Raw genomic sequence first — 26,350 nt, forward strand, 5'->3', positions numbered from 1 at the left:
TTTTTATGTTTTCAGAAGTATATTTTTAGGTATTTCGGAAACCAATAGTACAAAAAAAACAAAATAACGACTACTTGTAAAGACAACAATACTTTTTTCACAAAAAGAAACAAACAGAACTCAAAAAACGTAAATATATATGAACACAAAATTAAACACATTAACATCACATATCATACTATTTAACTAATCCGAATAAATTTTAAAAGCGATATTGCCCCAATTCTTTATTTTGAATTATTTTTGTACAAACAATAACAAACAATGGACTATAACGAAATACCCTCGCCTGCATATATACTGAACGAAGTTGCTTTCCGCCGGAATCTTGAGTTAATCAAATCGGTAAAAGAACGCGCCAAAGTTGAAATAATACTGGCATTCAAAGCATTTGCCATGTGGAGTGCTTTCCCTATTGTACGCGAATATATTCCGCATTCCACCGCCAGTTCTTTAGCCGAAGCCCGGCTCGCTTTCGAGGAAATGGGCAGTAAGGCACATACCTATGCTCCGGTTTATACCGACAAGGAATTTCCCGCCATTATGGCTTGCAGTAGTCATATAACATTTAACTCCATAAATCAATTCAATCATTTTTACCCGCAAGTTACCGGAAACAATATTTCGTGCGGGCTTCGCATCAATCCTGAATACTCGGTAGTCGAAACCGACTTGTACAATCCTGCCGTACCCGGCTCACGACTGGGGGTTACCGAAAAAAATCTGAAAGAATTACCTCAAGGCATCGAAGGACTTCATTTTCATGCGCTCTGCGAGTCGTCGTCGTACGATTTGGAGAAAATGCTGAATGTAGTAGAAAAAAAATTCGGTAAATACTTCAGCCAAATCAAATGGCTGAATATGGGCGGAGGACACTTGATAACCCGCAAAGATTACGATGTGGAACATCTGATAAATTTACTGCTGAATTTCAACAAGAAATATCCTCACCTCCAATTAATATTAGAACCCGGAAGCGCATTTGCCTGGCAAACAGGGGTACTGCTGTCCACCGTTCAGGACATTGTGGAAAACGACGGGATAAAAACCGCTATGCTCAACGTATCGTTCGCGTGCCACATGCCCGACTGCCTGGAAATGCCTTATAAACCTAAAATAACAGGAGCTACCGACGAGGTGGAGGGCAAACCCACTTATCGCATGGGTGGAAATAGCTGTTTGGCTGGCGATTATTTTGGCTCTTGGTCGTTCGACAAAGAACTAAACGTAGGCGACAAGATTATTTTCGAGGATATGATTCACTATACTATGGTAAAGACCACCATGTTCAATGGTGTAACACATCCAAGTATAGGGATATGGACGAAGGATAATGAATATAAGCTAATCAGGGAATTTAGCTATGAGGATTATAAAAACAGAATGTCTTAATAGCAGTTAGGGGATTAAATCTGTCGAGTGTGAGACATTTATGTAAAGCGCAGGTTAAACTTAACTTGGGCTTACAGCCCGCTAAGTTTGCTATTGCAAACTAACCCAAGGCGACGCTTCGCTTGCCATTGGGCTGCGCTCGAACTTGTTCGCTTGGCTTGCCAAGAATTAAAACGGGCTTACAGCCCTTAAAATCAGAGTTATTTTAAGGGCTAAAATCTTCCGACCACGACTGGACCGAATCCCCCCCTGTCTTGCCTCTCAGGCAAAGTATAATTTAGAGGGCTGTAACCGCAAGCTGCGCTTCGCTTGCATGCGGTTATGCAAATATTGCCTTTCAGGCATGAAAAAATGCCCCATGATGCATGAAAAGAATAATTAAAGATATTTGATTAAATGATGAGAGCTATACTTCGCCAAGTATAGCTCTCATTTGTTTCTTATTACCAAAGCACGAAGAATGCTTTGATAATAAACCGGGTCTGTAAACAAACAAAGTGTGAACCGGTGTTATTTAAAGTTTTTAAAGACTGGGTTATTAGCTGTAGTTATTAGCTTGTGTGTTGTGTATTTCAGAAAAGGAATGCTTATAACTTTAAATAACATTTCAAAGATATGCTGAAATACCCATTTTTTTCACTTTATAATTATGTATTTGAACGTTTTTTATTGCTAATATTACGAATGCTTTCAGGCATTGTTTCGGAAAATGAAAAAATCCCATATGCTTTTTGACAAAAAATGTCTTTTTTTGTAGTGTTTTTAACAAATACCGTACTTTTTTTGTCAAATCAGAAATTCTTTTACCGTCACCGTTTTTCTACAAAAAGCTATCGTTTTGTTTATAAACTGGGCATGCTCATTCCGGTTATTTTACGGTACAAATCCAACGCATAAACATCGGTCATACCTGAAATATAGTCCAATACCGACATAATTTTGCAATAGGCACTCTCGCCGCTTATCTCAAACTGCTGCGGTATACGCATCAATAGCTGGCGGGAATAAGCCTTCTCCTGCTCAAGAACGGCTGTAACAAAATGCTCAAGCAAAGTAAGTATGATTTTGTACCCTCCAAGCTCCACATCGAGTACTTCGGTAGAGTTATATATTTTACGAACTGCTAAATCAGAACATTGTCTGTATGCCTGAGCCGATAAAGGTGACATTTGCTTAATGAGGGGCGAATTGAAAGTGCCGTTCAGAATATGTTCTTCATTCTCCACAAACACCTCTGTACATTCATGAATCAACAGCCCAATGAGCGACGAACGTAAATAAGCTATCTGCTCATTCGTATCGGTCACCATATTCATGGTTTTTATTCTCCGCCTTCTCCGTTCTTCATCAAAAAACGACAAAAACAGCTCCTTCGTCTCGTCGGTAGTAAGTATTCTGAGCTTATGGGCATCTTCTATATCCATTATCTGATAACATATATCATCGGCCGCTTCTACCAGGTAGACCAATGGGTGACGCATATATCTGTGTGGGTTATCCGGTTGACGCGAAATACCCAACTCCGTAGCTATCCTCTCAAAAGAGGCTTTTTCGGAAGCAAAGAAACCGAATTTCTGTTTTTTCTCATCGGCATGGATTGATGCGTACGGATATTTTACAATAGAAGCAAGAGTACTATAGGTTAATACAAAACCACCCGGACGCCTGCCGTTAAACTGGTGTGTAAGCAGGCGGAAAGCATTGGCATTACCCTCGAAACGAGTGAAATCTTTCCACTCTTCCGGCTTTAGCTTTTCTTCAAGCAGTTGCCCTTTACCCTCCGAGAAATAGCTGGCAATGGCTTTCTCGCCCGAATGTCCGAAAGGAGGATTCCCCATATCGTGCGCAAGGCATGCCGCCGAAACGATAGACCCCAGCTCGTTGATAAAAGGCACTTCGCCCTTATATTTTTTGTCGAGCATTTGCCCCACCGATGCTCCAAGAGAACGGCCTACACAAGCCACTTCCAGACTATGAGTAAGGCGGTTGTGTACAAACACGCTTCCCGGCAGCGGGAAAACCTGCGTTTTGTTTTGCAACCTGCGGAAAGGCGCTGAAAAAATAAGCCGGTCGTAATCGCGCTGAAACTCGGTACGGTCGTCTTCACGGTTTTCGTGATATGCTTCCAGTCCGAAACGCTTTGTTGATAAAAGTTGATTCCAATTCATATATATTAATATGCCAATTTATTAATGTGCCAATATGCCAATGCGTATAAACGTAAAATCGTTGAATTGTGAAATTTTACCTCGGTATATGAAAACTTTTTACTTCAGCACGCAGCTTTTTACTTTGCCCATCGGTCACTTTATCCATCCATTGCCAGAATTTCGGGCTGTGATTCATTTCCCTGGTATGACAAAGTTCGTGTAAAATAACATAATCTACCAAATGCTGAGGTAATAACATCAGGTAAAATGACAGGTTTATATTTTCTCCTTGCGAGCAGCTCCCCCAACGGCTTTTACTTGATTGTATCTTGACCGACGAAAAAGAAAATCCATATTTATCTGCCAGATATTTTGTTCTGCCGGGTAATACGCGCTTTGCTTCTTTTTTCAGAAAATACTTAATTCCTTCCCAAAATTTAGACTGTATTGCTTCGTCCGCAACATCAGTACCTTGCGGATATTCTATCGTCAGAACACCTTGCTGCAAGGAAATAAAGATATTCGTTCTTTCAGCAGACTTTAGTTTTACAGAGAAAGTCAGGGTCTGCAACCCGCTTTCATCAGTAAGCAACGTTTGGGCTTTTTGCTCGTTATCCTTTACCTTTTCCTGTTTTTTCAGTATTCGGGGACGAACGGAATTGATAAACTGCAATGCCTTTTCTTCGCTCGAATTTGGAGGCAAACTTACCACGAGTTTATCTTTCAGTATCCTGACGTTAATGTTTTTAGCGCGCTTACTGTAATTAAATTCTATTATTCCGAAATCGGGGTCGAATCGTGATGGCATGCAGAAGGAAACGAGTTAGCTGTTTTGTTTAAAGTATTACAAAGTTACTATTTTTATATCACAATTTGTATGTTTTATTACCCGAAACAAATAACTTTGCATTAAAATTGGCGGTATGGAAGATTGGCGGCAACGTACAGAATTATTAATAGGAAAATCAGGAATCGAAAGGCTTGAGAATGCTTCTGTTTTAGTCGTAGGCTTGGGAGGAGTAGGCGGCATGGCAGCCGAGATGATTTGCCGTGCAGGGGTTGGGAATCTGACCATTGTGGATTGTGACACGGTGAATGTGACGAATATAAACCGCCAGATTATTGCTCTCCACAACACTTTAGAGCAACCAAAAGCAAAAGTACTGGGCGAAAGGCTGTTGCAGATTAACCCCGATTTGAAGCTGACCGTATTGAATGAACTTTTGGATAGTGAAAATACAGAGCAATTACTCGATGGCAACAATTTTGATTTTGTGGTTGATGCTATTGATACCCTGTCGCCAAAAGTTTTTCTGATAAAGGCTTGTATTGACAGAGGCATTAAAATTGTTTCGTCGATGGGGTCAGGAGGAAAAGTAGACCCCTCGAAAATAAAAATAACCGATATTTCGAAAACTGAGGTATGTGCACTGGCAAGGGCTGTACGCCAACGCTTACGCAAAATTGGCATAAAGAAGGGCTTACCGGTAGTTTTTTCGACCGAACCGGCTAACAAAGAAGCTATTGTAGAAACCGACGAGAGATATAAGAAATCCACCACCGGAACAATATCTTATTTACCTGCTGTTTTCGGTTGCTATCTGGCATCGTATGTAATTAGGGAATTGACAGATTAGCACTCTACCTTTTTCGGAGTCCCTGCATAGGCAAGGGAACAAAGCAAAATGAATAAGCTAATTGTTAGCTATTACAAATCGCGGTGCAAAATAAGGTAATAAGGCAGGGGTACCTCTACTTGTATGATTACTAAGGTCTATCAAGAAAACAACAACCTTAGTAACCGATACAGGCTGATAATAATAACCTTATTACATTATTCTTGGATGATAATAATTTGAGAGTAGCAAGACTGATTATTTTACTTTAGAGCCATCTGCGCCGGCGAGATAAAAACAAATAATAAATTAATAAGATTCCCCCTTAGAGGGGAATAGAAATAATATGATAAAAGCAAAGGATATTCGTAAAAATTTCGGAGAACTTAAGGTGCTTAAGGGCGTAGACTTGCATGTAAACAAAGGCGAAATAGTGTCGATAGTAGGGCCGAGCGGAGCAGGTAAAACAACGCTATTGCAAATAATAGGAACGCTGGATAAACCCGACTTGGGAAGTGTGGCTATTAATGGCATCGAGTTTAGTAAACTGAGTGAGAAAGAACTGGCTGCTTTCCGCAATAAGGAAATAGGTTTTATCTTCCAATTCCACCAATTACTACCTGAGTTTACGGCACTCGAAAATGTGATGATTCCGGCTTACATAGCTCATACCGACCCACAGACAGCAAAAAAAAGGGCTTTGGAGCTATTGGATTATTTGCAGCTTAGCGAACGTACTGAACACAAACCTGCGGAGCTGTCGGGAGGAGAAAAACAACGTGTAGCGGTAGCGCGGGCATTGATAAACAACCCTTCGGTGATATTGGCTGATGAGCCTTCGGGCAGTCTGGATTCGAAGAACAAAGAAGAACTACACAAACTGCTTTTTGATTTGCGCGATAAATTCAACCTTACAATCGTGATTGTGACACATGATAAGGAACTGGCCGAATTGTCAGACCGCATCCTCGAAATGAAAGACGGATTGATTGTTAATTAGCCACAAACCTTAAGCATGCCACATCCATTAGGTTGTTTTTTGCTACATAGGTTCGGTTAGTTCACACATAGCTTTCCATGTAATTTCACACTAAAAAGGGACTGGTTCAGAGGTCTTTCCTTTTGAGATACTCTCTAACTCATGTCTTATTCTTCTCCTCCAGCCATCAGCTTTAACCTGGCGGTCGTTTTATCGTAAAAAGGGAGTGAATCTACCGTATCAAACTGAAGGCAAAAATCAATATCATCCTGTAAACCATGAGCCAGTAAGCGCGATATATGTTCTGATTTCATTAAAAAGCCCCGAATATCATTCTTAGCATCCTGCCACATCAGCAAAGCCACAAAAACCGCGTCCGATTCCGCTATATATTCTCCTGTACCTAATAAACTTTCGGTCAGAGCTGCGGCAAATAAAGTATCTTCTACATTAACACGCCCGTTCCAACCTGCACAAAGTATTATTACATCATTATTAATAGTCTGTAAGTAACTTAAAACGGTACTAAAATTAGCAAAAGAGCCAATAATAAGCATATCATTAGCCGAAGCCACCTCAATAGCCTGTGTGCCGTTTGTAGTAGTCATTACTATTTCCCTGCCTCCAATTTTTTCGTCCATGTAATCAAAAGGCGAATTACCAAAATCAGCAAAATCGCACCGCGCTACATTCCGTTCTGCCCCAACCAGAAAACCCTGTTCTTTAAGCTCTTTTGCCTTTTCGATATCTGCCATAGGGATGATAGACTTTACACCCGAATGAAAAGCCACACACATGCTGGTAGTAGCCCGAAATATATCAACAACTACAACACACGACTTTTTATCGGAATTATAAAACGGAAATAATTCCGGCGACAGACATATATCTATTTTCTTTTTCATTGTTTCTGTATAAGTTCACGAGTATTAATCATTTTAATTCTCTGTTTTTTCAGATTTACAGACTGTTATCAGGAACAGATTAAAAACAAAAAGAGGTCTGGTTTTCAACACCACACCTCTTATTTGTCGGGGTGACAAGACTCGAACCTGCGGCCTCTACGTCCCGAACGTAGCGCGCTACCAACTGCGCCACACCCCGTGCCAATGAGCGTGCAAATTTAAAACTATTTTTTCAAATAATGTATTACATTTTTCATAAAAAACGTGGTCAGACTTATATTCAATTCTCTGGCATAATACCCCATAGGGTTAAATATTTATTATTATCTTTGCAAAAAATAACATCTATGTACTCTTCTGCCATATCCAGCTTTATCAAGAAAAATGACTATCCCGGATTTTCGCCAAAAGCCATCCTTTTTGATATGGATGGCGTACTTTTCGACTCGATGGAAGGGCATGTTGTAGCATGGATAAAAGCAATGCATGAATACGGGTTGCCATTCACAAGGGAAGATGTGTATATGTGCGAAGGACAAACCGGAGCAACCACAATAAACAAAAGCTTTATCGAAACACATGGCAGAGAAGCTACCGAAGAAGAAAAACAAGAAATTTACAAATTAAAATCACATTACTTCGACGAATACGGCAAACCCGCCCCGATGCCGTTTGCACCGGATTTGTTGAAAGAAATAAAAAAACAGGGGCTACAGGCAATCGTTGTGACGGGTTCCGGTCAGCCCAGTTTGCTCAAAAGCATTGAGAATAGCTTTCCCGGAATTTTCGAACACGATAAAATGGTTACAGCGTTTGATGTAAAATACGGAAAGCCCCATCCCGAGCCATATCTTATGGCTGTAAAAAAGTCGGGTGTAAAGCCTTGGGAAGTTATTGCCATAGACAATGCGCCACTTGGAGTAAAGTCGGCCTCTTCGGCCAATCTTTTTACTATTGGTCTCAATACAGGCCCTCTCGAACCTGAAGTTTTGTTGGAATACGGTGCAAATGTGGTTTTAGACAGCATGGAAGACCTTGCAAAACAATGGGGTCATTTTACAAAAACATAAAGCAACTATTAAATTTAATACATACACACTTATGGAAAAAAATCACGTAAATATGTGGCTTGCCATGAATGCCGAAAACTTTGCAGCCGAAGACCTGATGATTGTAAAAGAGCGGCTTGAAAACATACCCGAAGATAAGCTTATCCTTTTGCAGGGAGCTAATTTCCAGAAGCCAAGCACAATACTTTTAATCGCTATTTTTCTGGGTTGGGAACGCTTCTGGCTGGACGATGTAACTTTAGGCATTGTGAAAATAATAACCTGCTACGGTTGCATGATATGGTGGCTTGTGGATATTTTCTCGGCAAGGAAAAGGGCTCAGAAATACAATTTTCAGAAATTTATCCAAATGGTTTCGTTTATGTAAAACAAACGTCCGAAACCTGTGTATAAAGAAAACGATGCATATTGCCTTATCACGACATACTAAGGCTTATAAACGGATAAAACTGACCGTTTTTCTGGTATTTCCGTTTTTGTTATACCTGATTCCGGTGGACTGGCTCAACCAACAACCTACTATTTGTTTATACAAAAACATATTCGGACACGAGTGTTTTGGTTGCGGCATCACAAGGGCTATTTTATCGGCCATGCATTTCGATTTTCATACAGCTTTCGGTTACAACAAGCTGGTTGTAATTGTACTTCCGCTGCTTATATATGCCTGGGCTCAACGAACAATAAAATTATGGAAGGAAGTAAAAACTGTTAATTCATAAAAACTATGCAAATAATAAAGTATCCATCCCGCGAAGAATGGGCTTCCATTTTAGCGCGTCCGGTTTTTGACAGTACAAGCCTTTTCGATACCGTACAAAAAATACTGGACGATATACGGCACAGAGGCGATACAGCCTTAAAAGAATATACTAAAAAGTTCGACCGGGTTGAAATAAATGATTTGTTAGTTGCCGAAGCCGAATACAGCGAAGCCGAGAAGCTCGTACCCGACAACCTGAAACAAGCCATTGAAATGGCACGCCGGAATATATGGAAATTTCACTCCGAACAGCAGCACGAATATAAAGAGATAGAAACTTCTCCCGGAGTTTTCTGCTGGCAAAAAGCCATCCCTATTGAGAAAGTAGGTCTTTATATACCGGGGGGTACTGCTCCGCTTTTCTCCACCGTGCTAATGCTTGCCATACCCGCCAACATTGCCGGATGCAAAGAGATAATACTATGCACGCCGCCGAATAAAGAAGGAAAAATACACCCTGCTATACTATATGCCGCAAAGGCAGCAGGAGTACACAAAGTATTCAAAGCAGGCGGTACACAGGCTATTGGAGCAATGGCTTACGGAACTGAAACAATACCGAAAGTTTACAAAATTTTTGGCCCCGGCAACCAATATGTAACGGCAGCCAAACAATTAGTCTCGCTAAAAGAAACAGCTATCGATATGCCCGCAGGCCCTTCGGAAGTAGAGGTATTGGCCGACGAAACTGCAAATCCCGCCTTCGTTGCAGCAGATATGCTGTCGCAGGCCGAGCATGGCGTTGATAGCCAATCTATTTTAATTACCGTAGATGAAGGACTTGTGGATAAGGTATTGGAACAAATCGACATACAGGTAGAAAAACTCCCCCGAAAGGAGATGACTAAGAAATCGTTGGAGAACAGCAAGATAATCGTTGTAAAAACGCTGGAAGAAGCTGTAGAAATGACCAACGAATACGCCCCTGAACATTTGATTATCTCCACACGCTACTATATGGGAGTAGCTGAGAATATTGTAAACGCAGGCTCTGTATTCTTAGGCAACTATACTCCCGAAAGCGCTGGCGACTATGCATCGGGAACTAACCACACGCTCCCCACTAATGGCTATGCCAAAGCATACAGCGGGGTGAATCTGGATAGCTTTATCCGCAAGGTTACCTTTCAGCAAATATCACAACAAGGGCTGGTTAACCTGAGCAACGCCATTACCATCATGGCCGAAAATGAAGAACTGACAGCACATAGCAATGCTGTAAAAATAAGAATAGAACGGGATTGATATCCTGTTCTATTTCGCACCACTCCCCCTTGCACAACAATGAAGCCGTACTTTTGCTCTAAATCATTCTTTTTAGGTATGTGATTTCAGAACAAATACAGTTAATTTTGTGTTTGAGTAAACGAGGTATCACTGTCATACCTCTGTTTCATCGGAAGATTATTTTCGCCACGAAGTGGCAGGTTATTTCAGCCCAATGGCAGAGCGAAGCGTCGCCTTGGGTTAAAGTAAATATTCATTCAGCGTGCTGCAAGCGCAGGTTAAATTTTAACTTGGGCTTTCAGCCCGCCAAATCATCTGTTACAAGCAACCCAAGGCTTCGCCATTGGGCTGAAATAAATCGGGCTTACAGCCCTTAAAAGCATGCTGAGTATAACAACAAAGTTTATCATTTATGGATTCTAACTTTCTTTTCGCACTCATAATCACGCTTCTTGCAGGGTTGAGCACCGGTATAGGAAGCGCCATTGCTTTTTTTGCAAAAAAGACAAATACAAAATTCCTCTCTACGGCATTGGGCTTTTCGGCAGGGGTAATGGTGTACGTATCCTTTGTAGAACTATTTCCGCAAGCACGCGAGTTAGTAACCGGCGGAGGAGCATCGCATCCCGAACTCAGTATTGTTATAGCCTTCTTTGTAGGTATCGCTTTTATATTCCTTATCGACATGCTGATTCCGTCGGCCGAAAATCCGCACGAAGTACACATGGTAGAAGAGATGCACGATAACTGCCAGAAAAGCCAGTTAAAACGTACCGGAGTGCTCATGGCACTGGCTATCGCTATCCATAACTTTCCCGAAGGTATCGCTACTTTTACATCAGCCTATGTCGACCCCGGCATTGCTATCCCCATTGCTATTGCAATAGCAATACATAATATCCCTGAGGGAATCGCCGTTTCAGTTCCTATTTACTACGCAACGGGAGACCGTAAAAAAGCATTTTGGTATTCGTTCGCGTCAGGTATGGCCGAGCCTGTTGGAGGCTTGGTAGGATACTTCCTATTGATGCCTTTCCTCACTCCTTTTTCTTTAGGCCTGGTGATGGCGGGTGTTGCCGGAATTATGGTGTTCATTTCGGTTGACGAACTTATCCCCGCTGCCGAACGCTATGGAGAGCATCATTATTCGATAGCCGGATTTGTAGGCGGAATGGCTGTTATGGCATTAAGTCTGCTATTGTTATAAGGCGGGTATTCTTTTGAGCAAAAAAACAGAAACACAGTAATCATTTCCGTATAGCGGCTTAAATAGATTAAAGAACCAAGAATCAAGACAAAAGAATCAAGATAAAAGAAATAAGAATGAGGAAAAAGGTGAAAGGAAAAAGTATAAAACTTACTTGCCTCTTACTCCTTACTCCTTATCTCTAACTTATAACTAAATAATAACTAATAATTAAACATTAATAATTAATGTCTCTTGGTGCACTTCTTCCCCTCGTTTGTAACGAGGGGTTAAATGGAGATTACGTTTGAAACGTAGAACAACAACCCCCAAATGGCGCAAGTTTAGCGTAGTGTAACTTGTGCCGAAAACAAATGCAGTTTAAAACTGCAAAAAAACATAGTCACAAGTCACAGACTTGCGCCAAATATGGGCAAACGAGAGGTAGAGAAAGTATTATCCGTAAAGCGGACTTTAAGCCGCTATACGGAACGGAAACAAATAATAATTAAACATTAATAACTAATAATTAATGTCTCAGTGTCTCAGTGTTTAAAAAGTAATAATTAAACATTAATAATTAATAACTGACAATTAACTAAACGTGTACAAACCCAACACAATAGGCATAACACGGCTATCCGGCATAAGCTTAACCGAAATAGCGCCGTTCATCAACTGGAAATTCTTTTTTCATGCCTGGCGTATAACGGGTAAATACGAGGGTATAGAAAGCGTATGCGATTGCACCTCGTGTAAAACTGCATGGCTACTGCAATTTCCCGAAAATGAGCGTGAAAAAGCAGAAGAAGCCCTGAAACTTTTTCGTGATGCACAGGAAGTATTACGGCAATTTTCGGAAGAAAAAGGCATTCGAATAAACGCGACATTCGGATTGTTCGGAGCGTACTCCGAAAACGACGATATCGTCATTGTTCACGAAGGGGAAAAAACGCGTATTCCTACCCTTCGCCAGCAGCACACCTCTACCGATGGTTTTTGTTATGCTCTTGCCGACTTTCTGAACTCCAAAGATGATTATATCGGGATTTTCGCCAATACGGTATCAGGCGCGGAGGAAATAGCTAAGAAGTACGAAGAAAAAAACGACTTGTATCATTCCATATTAGTAAAAACTGTGGCCGACAGGCTTGCCGAAGCAACGTCCGAGTGGCTGCACTTTCAGGTCAGAAAAAAATACTGGGGATACAATCCCGAAGAACAAGCTGATATAAATAATATACTGAGGAATGATTATCCCGGTATCCGTCCGGCAGTAGGCTACCCCTCCCTGCCCGACCAGTCTATTATTTTTGAATTAGAAAAACTACTCTACCTCAAGAGTATCGGAATCAGTCTCACCGAGAATGGTGCAATGTATCCAAACGCTTCGGTTTGCGGGCTTTATTTTTCGCATCCTCAGTCAAAGTATTTCATGATAGGAAAGATTGACAACGAACAACTGGAAGATTATGCACAAAGAAGGGAAAAAACTACAGCCGAAATGCGTAAGTGGCTTAGTTCAAATCTACAGTAATAATAGTTGCTTAGGCATGAAAATGACTTGCGAAAATGAATCGGAAAAAAATACAAAAGGTATACATAAAACTCAAATTTATTTTCACAACTCTTTAGTTATCAGCATATTACACATGGCTCATTTTCCAAAATCATAATAACCAACAATTTAGCAGTTCAACAGTTCAACATCAAAACGGATATCCGATAGCAAAGTGTAAGGCGAAATCATTCGACCCTAATTTCAACCTCCAACGGTCATCTTGGGGGAGTACAGGGTCGTATAGCTTTATCCCCAAGTCGAGGCGCACAACAAGGAACGAAAAATCGAGACGAAGCCCTATTCCATACGAGAGTGCTATTTGTTTATAAAAAGAATTGAAGTGAAACTCGCCTCCCGGCTGCGTATCATAAGGTTTCACAGTCCATATATTACCCGCATCAACAAACAACGCTCCATTCAATATACCAAACATTTTATAACGATATTCGGCATTTATGTCGAGCTTTATATCGCCCACCTGGTTGTAATCGCGTCCTCTTATCGTACCGTCGCTTTGGTATACACCCGGTCCCAGTTTACTCTCAGCCCACCCTCTTACGCTGTTTGCCCCTCCGGCAAAATAACGCCGCTCGTAAGGGATAACCGTACCGTTTCCATAAGGAGTGCCTGCACCCATACCAAAATGATATACAAAACGGTTGTTCTCATCTACTATCTGATGATAGGTGATATTATAGTCAGCCCTTGCATATTGCGAATATGGGATATTTCCTATTACAGTATATAAGCCATCCTCATTCTTCTTACTGTTAAGCATATTATTAAAAGCATACAACAGATTGCCCGCTGTCTCGATACTATATCTCATCGATAAATGGTTTCGCAACGGGCGGTTCGGGTTGAAAGTAGAAAACGAACCTATATACCCGATACGTGTAATCAGATGGTCTTCGTAATTATAACGGTTGAATTTATTAGTTTCGATAAAACTATTCCAAAACTCATCCTCCACCCTAAAGTCCACATAGCTTATATCCAGAAGTTCAAGAGTATGCCTGTAGCGCGATTGAGTCCAGCCATACTTCATTCCTAAACCGAAATTTTTCACTTCAAATTCGCGCGGACGGTCTTGAAAATTCATATTTGCCGTAAATTCGGTATTTGCCCGTATGCTGTGCCTAAAATCGCTTGAAGTAAAAGGCATTAAAAAATTTGGGAAAAGCAGACTTGCCTGCCCACCCAATTCACGAGCCAACACCCCCTCTCCTTGCCACTCGTATGCCAAGCGTCCTTGCAGAGATAAAGACTCAGCACCCTTAAACACATTCCGGTGAACAGTCCCAAGATTGGTAGCTACGCCCCAATAACCTTCGGTGTAAGTAGCTTCCACTTCGGCCGTAAGCGACAGATATTTAGCAGGAGCAATCGTTATAAGACAATCCAACGAGTCTGTACCTACTTCACGGAAATTTATATTTACATATTTTACAGGAGGTAAGGCATTTAACGCAGTATAAGTTCGCTGCACCGCGGCATCAGAATAATGCTTATGCGGCTCGATAAATGTATTCTCAACCAATGTATTGATTTTGAGAAAACGCTCCTTGTCGCCCACCAAGATATATTTATCCTGAGTCTCAACCTGAAAATCATCCCGCTCACGGTTAAAATTAGTACTTATCGTCCCTACATCCCTGCTGGTAAAAAACACAACATTGCGGATATAGTACTTATTAAAAACAGCGTTATAGATAGAATCGGAATTATCCTGCTCTATATCAAGCAGCCGCATCTCCAAATCTATCTGATTGGAACGGAAAGCACTATCGGCCAGATAAGTGAGCAGCTCTTTATTGAATTTGTAATATCCTTCTTCCCTGAAATTGGTTGTAATCCGCTCGCGCTCGCTATTCAGCACATCAACATCAAACAGCATATCCCGCCTGACGAGCGTATTCACCGAATCGGCAGCCAACGCCTTCAATGATTCGTTCTGAAGGTCGACACTATAGTCACGCAAACGATAGGGGGTATTCTCTTTTATGAAGTAACTGACACGGGTTTTTTTCTTATCGGTGGTAACAACGCTGCTCACTTCGGCATGCATGTAGCCTTTATTTTCCATCGCTTTCTTGAGCGATTGCTCCGAAAGGTAAGTTTGCGCTTCGTCGTAGATAACGGGAGCTTCGCCGGCACGCATCAGTACCCGGTTTACCCATTTTGTAGTATCCCGTCCGGCGGTACTGTAAAGGCGCAGTTGCATACGCCAAATACCAAACACCGATGAATTCGGCGTCTGACGTATGTATCTCTCCAAATCTTCTTTTTTTACTTTCTGCTGTTCAGTCTTAATCTCGACCTTATCCAGCAGATACTCTCCCTCAGGAACAAACTTTGTTACCTTACATGATGAAAAAACCAAGAGAAACACAATGCAGAACCAGCAAAAACGTATCCTCATGTCCGCAAAGGTAGATGTGATATTAAAATAATCATACAAAGATAATCTTTTATCATTTTGTTTACTTAGTTTTGTATATTAATTTTTACCCTACGAAAGTTTATAAAACTTAATGGATTAAACACTATTGAAGCTCTCATGTTGTCAAAAAGTAAAATAAAATTAATTACAAGCCTTGCGCAAAAAAAATACCGCGACGAATACGGGTTATTTATTGCCGAAAGTACAAAACTGGTATTGGATTTACTGCCCTTGCTCGATTGCGATTTGCTGGTTGCAACCCCTGAGTGGCTACTAAAAAACTCTGCAACAAAAGCACAAGAGACTATTGAAGTTACCGAAAACGAACTTCGCAAAATATCAAGTCAGAAAACACCTCAAGGTGTCCTCGCCGTATTCAGAAAACCGGTTTACACATACGATATTAACGCAACAGGCAGAGAGTTAAGCCTTGCTTTGGATGATGTACAAGACCCCGGAAACCTGGGCACTATCATCCGCATAGCCGACTGGTTTGGTATCGAAAACGTTTTCTGCTCGCTTCATACCGCCGATGTTTTCGGAACAAAAGCTATCCAAGCCACTATGGGAGCCCTTGCACGGGTAAAAGTACATTACGTTGACTTACCCGCTTTTTTGCAAAAATGTGCCGATAAAACTGCTATTTACGGCACTTTTATGAATGGAGGAAGCATCTATAACGAGCAAGAACTGTCGCCAAACGGAATAATCGTGATGGGAAACGAAGGAAACGGTATTTCAAAGGAAGTGGAAAAACACGTTTCCAAACGCCTGTTGATACCCAATTTCCCTGAAGGGAAAGCTACTTCCGAATCGCTTAATGTAGGTATAGCTACAGCCCTTGTGTGCGCCGAATTCAGAAGAAGGATGATTTAAGAAGGTGATGGATTAACTAAATATTTGGTCGATAACCTTCGACGTTCTTGCTCCGCTTATCCCTGTTGATGGACACTCTCCTACGCCCCGTAGCTCGTCCACTATAGTCTGTATCAAGGGCTGCTGTATATGTTCCGGTTGTGGAGTATCAAACAATAGTTTTCCTTTAGCAGTAGTAAGCGCTATGGATTCAAAGCTAAAAGTGTTAAACAAGATACTTCCCTCGGTGCCAATAATTTTCACCGAATCTTCGGTCTGCATTTGGGAACTGACAAAACTCCACTGTCCCGTACCTAAAACACCTGACTTAAACCGAAAAACGGCAGATACCGTATCTTCTACATCATAAAGCCCCGCAATGTTTCCGGTAAAACCCCTTGCCTCAGCTATTTCGCCCAACAGGAAATCAAGAATATCCAGCGTATGTGGCGCCATATCGTAAAAATATCCTCCCCCTGCCTGCGATTTTTGTACTCTCCAGTTCTCTTTCCGCTGCAAATCGCCCTCCGAAGGTGCACGATAAAACTTAACTTCCACATTCTGTATCCTACCGACCGCCTGACTATCTAACAGTTCTTTCACTTTCAGAAAATACGGTAAAGCCCTGCGGTAATAAGCCACAAATAGTTTCTGATTATTGTTCTCAGCCGCCTGAACCATTTCCATACACTCGGCATAATTCATAGCCATTGGCTTTTCCACATATACGGGTTTACCCGCATTCAATGCCTGTATAGTATATTCTTTGTGCAAGGCAGGCGGGGTAGCCACATAAATGGCATTTATCGAATCGTCGTTGATTAAATCTTCGGCGTTGGTATAGAATTTCGGTACATGATGCCTCCGCGAAAAATCGGCAGCTTTTTCGCCATCGCGACGCATGACAGCCTCCAAACGAGAATGTTCTATTTTGTAAAAAGCAGGGCCACTCTTTTTTTCACAAACATCGCCGCAACCGATAATTCCCCAATGAATTGTTTTCATAATCTATACCTTATAAATAATAAAGAGAGATAATTAAAACAAGTATAAATTATCTCTCTTTGTAGTATTTTCATCTAAATACGTTAATGCTTATTTCATACGTTTCTTATTACCATAACCATAATAAGTATCGGGAACGCTCGTTCCATTCAACACGGTTGACATATTATTCAGTTTGTTGTTATCATAAATGTCATTTATTAAACCTGTCAATTCGCGGGTTGTATAGCCTTGTCGCGAAACATAGATTGTGTTATCTACCAAACGGTTTATCTGGAAAGTATCGGACACCATACCCACCGGAGCCGAGTCGATAATGATATAATCAAACGTTTCTTTCAATTCGCCTATCATTTCGTCCAGTCGTTTGTTTGCAAGCAATTCCGCCGGGTTTGGAGGAGTTGGCCCTGCCTGCATCACATACAGATTCGGGGTAACGACCGATTTTTTAATCATATCCTTCCAATTCAGGTCAGAATCAGACAAATACATTGTAATACCTTGTCTGTCTTTTTCCATGTCCATATAGTCGGCCAGCATAGGATTGCGCAAGTCCATACCCAGCAATGCCACTTTTTTATCCAACATAGCCAAAGACAATGCCAGATTGATAGCTACAAATGATTTTCCTTCTCCCGCTACACTTGATGTTACCAAAATCACAGGATGCTTTTTTCCTGCTATCTCAAATTGAAGATTGGTACGAAGCTGTCTGAACATTTCTATAACAGGGTTGGCTTTACCTTCTTTTACTACCACCGGGGCGGACTCTTTACTAATCCCTATTTCTCCAAGTAGTGGAGCTTTCACCAACTTCTGAAATTCTTTTTTGCCTGTTATTTTATCATTCAACAAATCTTTCAGATAAATCACCACTATTGGAAAAATCAACCCAAGCATAACCGCTACTACAAGAATTATCATTTTCCTTGGCGACACAGGATCGATAGAGGCATATGCCGAATCCAGTACTTTGGTAGGAGGAACAGCAGCCATCAGATTAAATTTATTCTCTTCTTTCTTTTGCAACAAAAACAAATAGAGAGCTTGCTTCACCTCTTGTATACGCTTTATTTCGATATACTCACGTTCTTGCGTCGGCATATCATTAATTCTCGCATTAAGTTGCGAATCTTTTCCCTCCAAATCAGCTTTTGCGATATTCAATCCGTCCAGAATACTTTTTACACTCATCACTATGCTGCCTCTCAAAGCATCAAGAGTGCTTTCCAATTGTGCAACAATAGGGTTCTGTTCATTAGTAGTACGCAAAAAGGTCATCCGTTGCAACAAGGCATCATTATATTCTTTTGATAAAAGAATCAAAGATTCATCTTCTATCCCAAGGTTGGCAGGTATAAGCCCGTACTTATTTTTTTCATCATTTACATACTCGTTTATATACTCTACCAAGTTTATTTGCGTCTGTATTTCGGCCTGTCTTTTATCATACTCGTACACCGACTGTAAAAACAAGGCAGCTTCAGAAGAAATATCTGTCAGGCTATTTTGTATTTTATATTTTTCTACTTCTGCTTCTACTTCATACAACTCTTTTTCAATTATATTGACTCTTTCATCAATGAAATTATCAGTGCTGGTTGTTATCAAGTTTTTTTCTTTAACAGTTTCTTCATTGTAAAAATCGACCAAAGTATTCAAAATTATTTTTGCTTTTGACGGCACACCCGACTCTGTGGCAATTCTTATTCCACTCGACCGTTTACTTATCGAGGCTATAGTTATATCTTTAGAATACCTCTCCGACAAAATCCTGACAGGATATGTAACGATTCTATATTTAGCACCCTCTTTCAGCGGAGATAGCTGTGTAAATGTCATCACTCCGTATGGAGTATTAATTGAGGTGTTTAAATTGTCAACTTTATACTTCTGTTTAAAATCGCGTGCTTTAAGTTCTATTTCAAATCCTTTTTTTTGCGGAGAGATATAAAACCCCAAAACATTAGCCGAAGTATCGTTGAATGATTCTGGCACAGTCAGTTGAATCGGATTATTAGAATATAACTCACGAGAACGCTTAACACCTTCTTTTATAAAGTACTCTGTTTCTAAATTAAGAGTTTTAATTACAGTAGACATCATTGTTTTAGATGTCAGAACCTGTATTTCGTCTTCAATCTCTTTCGACGAACCTGAAAGTCCGAAAGCATCCAGCATTGCCAATTGAGAAATGAGCCCGGATTGTTTCTCGTCTTTAAGCAAAAAAGTAGTTTCTACCTGATACTTAGGCAGTGTTACCATCAAGAAAAAAGCAGCAATAGCAACACATATAAAAACCGATATTAAGAACCAATGCCAGTTTTTTATATACTTTACAATCAGCTCCTTTATATCAAAAAAATCATTGCCGGCTGTATTGGTATTTCGTATATTATTATCCATCGTAGATATTCGTTGAAGTATTATTTTCTCGTAACAGTGAAGATTACACTTAAAAGTGACGCTAATGTAGTGATAGTTGATAAATAAAGGTTCAGGTTGAGCCCTGAAATAGCTTTTACATTGTTAGGCTCAACATACAAAACATCGTTCTGCTGCAAATAGTAATACGGAGAAGTAAATATCTCTGTCGAATTCAGGTTCAAACGTGCCACTTCGCCCGAATTTTCTCTTATAACCAAAACATTATTCCGCTTACCGTAAACGGTCATATCACCAGCCAAAGCCAGTGCATCCAGAATCGTAACACGCTCGTTATTTATCACATATTTTCCGGGCTTTGCCACTTCACCAATTATCGTAACGTTATAATTAAGAAACTTTATAGTTACAATCGCATCTTTCAAAAACGGCGATAATCTATCATTTATACGTGCTATTGCCTGCGACTTTGTCAGGCCGGCTAATTCTATTTTACCCACAACGGGAAAATTTATAGCTCCGTCCACATCTACCAGATACGACTGAATGGTAGGAGACGAATACAACTGGTCGCTTCCCGGATTCTCATACCCTACCACAGGAAGGTTGAAGGGAGCTATTACCTTAGGGTCGATGCCCGAAACTACAATAGACAACATATCGCCCACACATATTTTAGTTTCATGAGCATCGCTAAACATACTGCGGATAGAATCGGCAGGCAAAGTTTCTATATCATGGAAATAAGCTATTTTTTTTTGCGAAGTACAACCAATAAGCGAAACAAGGAGTACTATGGTGAAAAGAAAATTTATTTTTTTCATACAACTTACAAAAGTGATACAATCATTTTTTAGCTCCAAAAAAACTATTTTTTGACGAAATTCGTTCGGGATATACAGAAAGCGCAAACTTGCTCATCGGCTCCCCCCGAACCACCTCGTTATACTATGCAAATATTGACAAAAGTACTGAAAAACTTAAAAACAAACAAACCGATTGCCAACTTACCAAAAAATGCAATAAAAGCAATTTATCTTGTCTATATTTTCCTTATATTTGCTGAATATAGGATGCACCTCAGCATAGTTCAGGCAAGCTTGACTCTGTATTCGGTTTTCACTATATTTGCGAGTATTAGTCATATAAACAGAAACGTATATTTTTAAATAAAATTATTAATATGAAAATTCAAGAATACATCGGACAACACAAAAACAGGTTTTTGGAAGAACTTTTTTCTCTGATTCGCATCCCCAGCATTAGTGCCCATACCGACAAGCTCCCTGAAATGAAAAAGTGTGCTGAAAGATGGAAAGAGTTACTGTTGGAAGCCGGAGCCGATACCGCCGAGATTTTACCAACAAAAGGAAACCCCGTTGTATATGGCGAGAAAATATTGGATAAGAACTTTCCTACCGTTTTAGTGTACGGCCATTATGATGTGATGCCCGCAGAGCCGCTTGAGCAGTGGGAATCGAAACCATTTGAGCCCCAAATAAGAAACAACAAAATATATGCACGTGGGGCCGACGACGATAAAGGGCAGTCATTCATCCATGCCAAAGCATTTGAATATCTGGCAAAGACAAACCAATTGAAATGCAATGTAAAATTTCTGTTGGAAGGGGAAGAAGAAATCGGTTCGCCCAACCTCGAAGCCTTTTGCGCAGCTAACAAAGAATTGCTTGCCTGCGACACCATATTAGTGTCCGACACCAGCATGCTGGCAAAAGACACGCCAAGCATCACAACCGGATTGCGGGGGCTGGCATATTGGCAAATTGAGGTTACCGCTGCTTCGCGCGATTTACATTCGGGGCTTTTTGGCGGTGCTGTGGCCAATCCAATTATCGAACTGTCAAAAATAATAACACAACTAATTAATAATGACGGGAAAATCACCATCCCTCATTTTTACGACGATGTGGAAGAAGTATCGAAAGAAGAACGCGATTTGATAGCACAAATTCCTTTTGATGAAGATGCTTACAAGAAAAGTCTGGACATAAAAGAAGTTTTTGGCGAAAAAGGATACAGCACTATCGAGCGTACGGGAATACGCCCATCGCTGGATGTGTGCGGTATATGGGGCGGCTATACCGGCGAAGGCAGCAAAACCATACTGCCGGCAAAAGCGTATGCCAAGCTATCAACCCGCTTGGTACCAAATCAGAAACCGGAGAAAATATCGAAAATAGTAGCCGATTATATCACCAAGATAGCACCGGAGTATGTAGATGTAAAAGTATCGTGGCTGCACGGTGCCGAAGGCTATGTATGCCCTATCGACTCTGATATATACCGCGCTGCCGAAAGAGCGTACGGAAAAGTATTCGGCAAAAGGCCACTTCCGGTACGTAGCGGAGGCAGTATCGGGGTAATACCTGTATTTGAAAGAGTACTTGGTGTAAAGCCGATACTAATGGGATTCGGGCTCGAATCGGATGCAATACATTCTCCTAACGAGAATTTCTCGGTCGAGTTGTTCGAAAAAGGAATTGAGACAATTGTTGCTTTTTACGAAGAAGTAGCTGCGTTGTAAAAAACGCTGAATTGTTAAACCGTCGAGATGTTGAATCAATGGCTTAAACGCCGATTCGCTAGTTTAACAATTCAGCAGTTCAACAACTTAACATTAAAAGCATTCCCGCTTGGTACAATATTATTCAAACGAAAATCTTCCGGAGACGAATACAGAAAAAAAACATTTTCTGTATTCTTTGGTAATACCCTTCTTGTTGGTATTAGCCATATTTTTATGTTTCATTCTGGAGAAAGGAATGGGATGGGATTTTCACACGGCAGGAGTATTTCCCCGCAAAGCGGGAAATATATGGGGAATTTTCACAATGATTTTTGTCCACGCCGACTGGGGACATTTATTTAATAATATAATCTCATTATTTGTTCTATCCTCCACTTTATATTATTTTTACAACTCTATTGCCACCAAAGTACTGTTGCTATCTTATGTTACAAGCGGAATGCTGCTTTGGATTATAGGCAGGGAAAACTGGCATATAGGTGCAAGCGGGCTTATTTATGCTTTGACATTTTTTTTGTTTGTAAGTGGAATTATACGAAAACACATCCCGTTAATCGCTATTTCATTAATTGTTGTATTTTTGTATGGAAATATCGTATGGCATCTTCTGCCTTGGCAGCCTTACGACCCTGTCTCGTGGGAGGGGCATTTGTCCGGCGCTGTTTCGGGAATAATACTGGCAATAATTTTCAGAAAACAAGGCCCGCAAAAACCTGTGAAAATATGGGATGACGAAGAAGATGACAATGAAGCAATAAAAGCAGAAAAAGAAACCAATAATACAGATATAACGTTAAATTTTTATGGATAAGAAAGACGAAAAAGAAATGAGCTTACTGGAGTTAATCAAGAGTTTTTTCAATTGGTTAAAAAAAATCGGACTCGGCTTATTAAATTTATTGGGAGAAGTAACACGCTTACTCTTCCGCCACAAAATACTCACATCCATAATACTTATATTGTGCATCCTATGCGGTTTATACCTGAGCCGCCACTCGGTAAGGAGATATGAAGCCGATGCGATGGCCATACTCAATGGCAGTTTAGCACAAACAGTAAAAGAAGTATCGTCGCAACTGGAAACTGCGTCTCCCTTGAGTAATTCTTCCACATTGTCGGCCAAATTATCATTACCCGATAGCATAACACGAAATATCTTGGAAATAAAGTCGTTCTATGTCATTGACTTTTTGAACGACAGCACTCCTGACGTGGTGGATTTTAAACATAAACACGACCTGACCGACACTATAAATATCAGAATGCATAACCGCTTATATTTCAGGATAAAAACAAAAAATGTAAGCCAACTTCCTGTATTTGAAAGTGCATTTGTAAACTACTTCAACACGAACGACCGCCTGCAATACGAGTTTCAGACGAAGAAAGCAAATTTGGCAAAGAAAATAGAACTTACCGACGCCGAAATAAACAGGCTCGACAGCCTTGCCAAATTCTCTTATTTCAGAAACAGCGATTTACAATTACAAATGGCTTACAACAGGCTATATGTAGGCGACCAAAGGAAACAACTGTTTTACGAAGACATGCTGGGACTTCAAAATCAATTGCTGAAAGATGAAATAGAATTTGTAAACTTCACAGAGCCGGTAGTTCTACCCACAGGCTTCGTAGTGAATCCTCAGGCAAAAAACAACCGCACGAAATGTTTATTAATAAGCATTAGTATCGGAGTTGCCTTATCCATACTTCTTAGCTTAATGGTTGAAAACAGAAAGCGTATATTCAGCTATTTATCAAAAAAATAAAAAGAAAAAATACTATAAAAAAAATGCACCGGCTTTCTCGAAAACCGGTGCATTTTTTTATTCGTCACTACAATTCTCAAACACGCATTGCTCATCAAGAGTCTCAAACTCAATAGTAGCATGCTGAATATTCTCTTTATTTAAGAGCGAACGTATCTCTATTTTTAACCCCACTAACTTATCCATAGCCAAAGCCTCTTTCAACGTTACGTGTACCGTAAGTATATTGTACTCGCCATCCATCGACCATACATGCAAATCGTGGATATTTTCCACATCCTTTATCTGTTCAATAGCTTTTACCACATGCTCCATATCTATATTTTCGGGAATCCCCTGCAACACTATACGCATTGTTTGGCGGATATTCCTGAAAACATTATAAAACACAAAGCATGCGATAGCTATCGACAAGATAGGGTCGATAATGGGAACATCAAAGAAATACATTACAACAGAACCAACCAATATGGCAGCCCAGCCTAACACATCTTCGAGCAAATGCAGTGACACGACACGCTCATTTATCGAACTGCCTTTGCGCAAACGCAAAACGGCAGCGCCATTTACCACCACCCCGAAAATAGCTAAAATAAACATACCACCTGCATGCGTTTCCTGAGGCGAAAAAATACGGGGAATAGCTTCCGAAAGTATATAAACACTTCCCACAACTAATACAATAGAATTGATTATAGCCCCAAGCAAAGAAAAGCGTTTATATCCGTACGAGTACGAATTAGTCCTGCCCCTTTTAGCCAAGCGCTGAAAATACCAGGCCAGACCAAGCGATAGGCTATCTCCCAAATCGTGTATAGCATCAGAGAGTATAGCAATACTATTGGTTAATATCCCTCCTATTATTTCTATAATGGTGAAAGACAGATTCAGGAAAAAAGCTACTTTGATGTTTTTTACATCCTTATGGTCGTGGCTATGATTGTGATTGTGCGCCATACAGAGAAATCATTTATCTGTGAATAACTGTTAGAAAATTGATCTAATGTTTTTAATTTAGTACATGACAAAAAACTGAATAGCAACCAGTATTTTACTGATATTTAATATTTTTGTTTAAATCATCTACTTCCTTTTGCCTTGATGCAAAAGGAACAAAAAATCAAGACTATGCCCGCTTCGCACGAAAAATTAGCGTTTGACGGCTAAAANAATCTTCCAAACTCGCTCCTCACGTCGCTCAAACAGGGAAGATTTTTTAACGCCGCCTGCTCTTATTTTTCGGCTCACCGGACAAGGTCAGAAAAGTGCCTATAACAGGTTGAAAAAACATTCGACATTTTTTGCCATGTATTCAGTGTTTTTAATTATTCTTTTATGTATAATAGCAAGCTATTTTTTCATGCCTGAAAGGCAGGATTTTTAAAAAGCGATCTAATTTCCTTACAGTTACTAAGAATAAAGAGGACTAATAGAGGAACATCTTTTTCATCTTATTCAAATCAACTTTCAGAACATCTGTCAGGTAATTTTCGACCGAGCCGTAATCTTCTTTTATCTTATCAATACCCGCTTGCAAAAACTCAGGCTTCACAGTCATCAGTGGTTCAATGTTTGGATAAAACTCCACATATTTTGCATATTTATCTTTCAGATACTCTGCCGACAACAGGTAATCATTCAGAATGGCACCTTCATCCACTCCCAACGAGAAAAGGATAAGCGCAGTAGCCATACCGGTACGGTCTTTTCCTGCCGAGCAATGATACATAAGCGGAATAACATCCTCGTTCTGAAGCAAATGGAAAAACTCGGTATATCGTACAATGCTCATACTATCGCCCACCAGAGCGCGGTTCATTTCCAGCATCAATTGGTCGAAATCTACCGTATCTACATCAAATTCCAGATTGCTTGCCATTATATTTCCGGGCTCAATATTCAGATTGCGGTATAGCGTAACAGTCTCAAGCAACTTATCTTTTGCCATATCAATTTCGCTCTGCGACCGAAAATCAATAACCGTACGTACGGGAATACTTTGCAAATAAACAAGGTCGCTATCAGTCAGTGTAGAAAGGTCATCCGAACGTAATATCTTGCCCCATTTCACATATTTACCGTCTTTCGTTTTCAAACCTCCAATATCCCGAAAATTAAAACCTCCGGTCATAGGCAAATGCCTTTCAGCTAAAATAGCTTTTCCGTCATCCGTCGCAAACTGAAAATAACTTCTTTCCGTGTTACTCACATTCAATGGGAAAACCCCGCTACCCTCACCTTCCAGCAAAGGCTTGGAGAAATCAATAGTTTCAACACTCTTTCCGGCATAAATTTTCCACTTCCCTTTTGTACTTACCTCTAAGGTTGCAGCCTTTGTCTGTTTGTCACGCAGAATCTTAGCCTCATTACTAATGTCATTTCCTTCGTACATAGCTTTAGTTGTTTTTTGGGTACAGGCAGCAAAGCCACACACACCCAAAATCATAAAATAAATTACTACTCTTTTCATAATCAGGTTGTTTTTCAAAAAGTTTA

22 protein-coding genes and 1 tRNA gene are annotated in these 26,350 nt (G+C 40.4%); 13 read left to right on the plus strand and 10 right to left on the minus strand.

Features of this window, described 5'->3' with window-relative positions:
• Positions 1–264 precede the first annotated feature (264 nt).
• Positions 265–1,392, plus strand: a complete 1,128-nt coding sequence (gene nspC, locus D0T49_RS05000; protein ID WP_163629495.1) for a carboxynorspermidine decarboxylase — start codon at positions 265–267, stop codon at positions 1,390–1,392.
• An 842-nt stretch (positions 1,393–2,234) separates the two neighbouring features.
• Here the strand turns inward: nspC and D0T49_RS05005 are convergent.
• Both D0T49_RS05005 and D0T49_RS05010 read right to left on the minus strand, forming a co-directional pair.
• A complete protein-coding gene (locus tag D0T49_RS05005; RefSeq protein WP_163629496.1) occupies positions 2,235–3,560 on the minus strand; it encodes a deoxyguanosinetriphosphate triphosphohydrolase in 1,326 nt (441 codons plus the stop codon).
• A gap of 76 nt (positions 3,561–3,636) precedes the next feature.
• Positions 3,637–4,350 carry a M48 family metallopeptidase gene (locus tag D0T49_RS05010; RefSeq protein WP_163629497.1) on the minus strand — a complete coding sequence of 238 codons (714 nt, stop codon included), beginning with the start codon at positions 4,348–4,350 and terminating at the stop codon, positions 3,637–3,639.
• A gap of 115 nt (positions 4,351–4,465) precedes the next feature.
• Between D0T49_RS05010 and D0T49_RS05015 the strand changes: the two genes are divergently transcribed.
• Together D0T49_RS05015 and D0T49_RS05020 are read left to right on the plus strand one after the other, a co-directional pair.
• The gene (locus D0T49_RS05015) at positions 4,466–5,179 is read left to right on the plus strand and encodes a ThiF family adenylyltransferase (protein WP_163629498.1); all 714 of its coding nucleotides are present in this window, start codon (positions 4,466–4,468) and stop codon (positions 5,177–5,179) included.
• A 325-nt stretch (positions 5,180–5,504) separates the two neighbouring features.
• Positions 5,505–6,158, plus strand: a complete 654-nt coding sequence (locus tag D0T49_RS05020) for an ABC transporter ATP-binding protein (protein ID WP_163629499.1) — start codon at positions 5,505–5,507, stop codon at positions 6,156–6,158.
• Between the two features lie 146 nt (positions 6,159–6,304).
• On the opposite strand, the gene D0T49_RS05025 is transcribed toward D0T49_RS05020, so the two are convergent.
• Both D0T49_RS05025 and D0T49_RS05030 read right to left on the minus strand, forming a co-directional pair.
• On the minus strand, positions 6,305–7,042 hold the full coding sequence (locus tag D0T49_RS05025) for a 2-phosphosulfolactate phosphatase (protein WP_163629500.1): 738 nt from the start codon (positions 7,040–7,042) through the stop codon (positions 6,305–6,307).
• Between the two features lie 126 nt (positions 7,043–7,168).
• Positions 7,169–7,241 (minus strand) — tRNA-Pro (locus D0T49_RS05030).
• A gap of 148 nt (positions 7,242–7,389) precedes the next feature.
• On the opposite strand from D0T49_RS05030, the gene D0T49_RS05035 reads away from it, so the two are divergent.
• The 6 genes from D0T49_RS05035 (at position 7,390) to D0T49_RS05060 (ending at position 12,825) form a co-directional block, all read left to right on the plus strand.
• Entirely contained in the window at positions 7,390–8,112 is a 723-nt protein-coding gene (locus D0T49_RS05035; protein WP_163629501.1) for an HAD family phosphatase, read from the plus strand.
• A gap of 31 nt (positions 8,113–8,143) precedes the next feature.
• Positions 8,144–8,479, plus strand: a complete 336-nt coding sequence (locus D0T49_RS05040) for a TM2 domain-containing protein (protein ID WP_163629502.1) — start codon at positions 8,144–8,146, stop codon at positions 8,477–8,479.
• A 34-nt stretch (positions 8,480–8,513) separates the two neighbouring features.
• Positions 8,514–8,834 (plus strand): DUF2752 domain-containing protein, encoded by a 321-nt coding sequence (locus tag D0T49_RS05045; protein WP_163629503.1) that lies wholly within the window; start codon positions 8,514–8,516, stop codon positions 8,832–8,834.
• A 5-nt stretch (positions 8,835–8,839) separates the two neighbouring features.
• Entirely contained in the window at positions 8,840–10,120 is a 1,281-nt protein-coding gene (gene hisD, locus D0T49_RS05050; RefSeq protein WP_163629504.1) for a histidinol dehydrogenase, read from the plus strand.
• Positions 10,121–10,514: 394 nt separating this feature from the next.
• Entirely contained in the window at positions 10,515–11,309 is a 795-nt protein-coding gene (gene zupT / locus D0T49_RS05055; RefSeq protein WP_163629505.1) for a zinc transporter ZupT, read from the plus strand.
• Between the two features lie 583 nt (positions 11,310–11,892).
• Positions 11,893–12,825 (plus strand): vitamin B12 dependent-methionine synthase activation domain-containing protein, encoded by a 933-nt coding sequence (locus D0T49_RS05060; protein ID WP_163629506.1) that lies wholly within the window; start codon positions 11,893–11,895, stop codon positions 12,823–12,825.
• Positions 12,826–12,997: 172 nt separating this feature from the next.
• Here D0T49_RS05060 and D0T49_RS05065 read toward each other — a convergent pair whose 3' ends face one another.
• Complete coding sequence (locus D0T49_RS05065) at positions 12,998–15,271, minus strand: BamA/TamA family outer membrane protein (protein ID WP_163629507.1); 2,274 nt, start codon at positions 15,269–15,271, stop codon at positions 12,998–13,000.
• A 138-nt stretch (positions 15,272–15,409) separates the two neighbouring features.
• On the opposite strand from D0T49_RS05065, the gene D0T49_RS05070 reads away from it, so the two are divergent.
• Positions 15,410–16,168 carry an RNA methyltransferase gene (locus tag D0T49_RS05070; protein ID WP_163629508.1) on the plus strand — a complete coding sequence of 253 codons (759 nt, stop codon included), beginning with the start codon at positions 15,410–15,412 and terminating at the stop codon, positions 16,166–16,168.
• A gap of 12 nt (positions 16,169–16,180) precedes the next feature.
• Here the strand turns inward: D0T49_RS05070 and D0T49_RS05075 are convergent, their stop codons facing one another.
• From D0T49_RS05075 to D0T49_RS05085, 3 genes are all read right to left on the minus strand, one after another.
• Positions 16,181–17,152 (minus strand): Gfo/Idh/MocA family protein, encoded by a 972-nt coding sequence (locus D0T49_RS05075; RefSeq protein WP_163629509.1) that lies wholly within the window; start codon positions 17,150–17,152, stop codon positions 16,181–16,183.
• Between the two features lie 90 nt (positions 17,153–17,242).
• Positions 17,243–19,558 (minus strand): GumC family protein, encoded by a 2,316-nt coding sequence (locus D0T49_RS05080; RefSeq protein WP_163629510.1) that lies wholly within the window; start codon positions 19,556–19,558, stop codon positions 17,243–17,245.
• Positions 19,559–19,578: 20 nt separating this feature from the next.
• On the minus strand, positions 19,579–20,361 hold the full coding sequence (locus D0T49_RS05085) for a polysaccharide biosynthesis/export family protein (protein ID WP_163629511.1): 783 nt from the start codon (positions 20,359–20,361) through the stop codon (positions 19,579–19,581).
• Positions 20,362–20,720: 359 nt separating this feature from the next.
• On the opposite strand from D0T49_RS05085, the gene D0T49_RS05090 reads away from it, so the two are divergent.
• From D0T49_RS05090 to D0T49_RS05100, 3 genes are all read left to right on the plus strand, one after another.
• Positions 20,721–22,082: a dipeptidase gene (locus D0T49_RS05090; protein ID WP_163629512.1), complete on the plus strand. Its 1,362-nt coding sequence runs from the start codon at positions 20,721–20,723 to the stop codon at positions 22,080–22,082.
• Between the two features lie 109 nt (positions 22,083–22,191).
• Positions 22,192–22,896, plus strand: coding sequence for a rhomboid family intramembrane serine protease (locus tag D0T49_RS05095; protein WP_163629513.1), 705 nt, complete (start codon positions 22,192–22,194; stop codon positions 22,894–22,896).
• Positions 22,889–23,854 (plus strand): hypothetical protein, encoded by a 966-nt coding sequence (locus tag D0T49_RS05100; RefSeq protein WP_163629514.1) that lies wholly within the window; start codon positions 22,889–22,891, stop codon positions 23,852–23,854. The genes D0T49_RS05095 and D0T49_RS05100 overlap by 8 nt, the downstream gene beginning before the upstream one ends.
• 57 nt (positions 23,855–23,911) lie before the next feature.
• Here D0T49_RS05100 and D0T49_RS05105 read toward each other — a convergent pair whose 3' ends face one another.
• Together D0T49_RS05105 and D0T49_RS05110 are read right to left on the minus strand one after the other, a co-directional pair.
• On the minus strand, positions 23,912–24,811 hold the full coding sequence (locus D0T49_RS05105; RefSeq protein ID WP_163629515.1) for a cation diffusion facilitator family transporter: 900 nt from the start codon (positions 24,809–24,811) through the stop codon (positions 23,912–23,914).
• A 469-nt stretch (positions 24,812–25,280) separates the two neighbouring features.
• Entirely contained in the window at positions 25,281–26,324 is a 1,044-nt protein-coding gene (locus D0T49_RS05110; RefSeq protein ID WP_163629516.1) for a tyrosine-protein phosphatase, read from the minus strand.
• Positions 26,325–26,350 lie beyond the last annotated feature (26 nt).

Source organism: Paludibacter sp. 221 (assembly GCF_010501035.1).
GTDB lineage: Bacteria > Bacteroidota > Bacteroidia > Bacteroidales > Paludibacteraceae > QVMH01.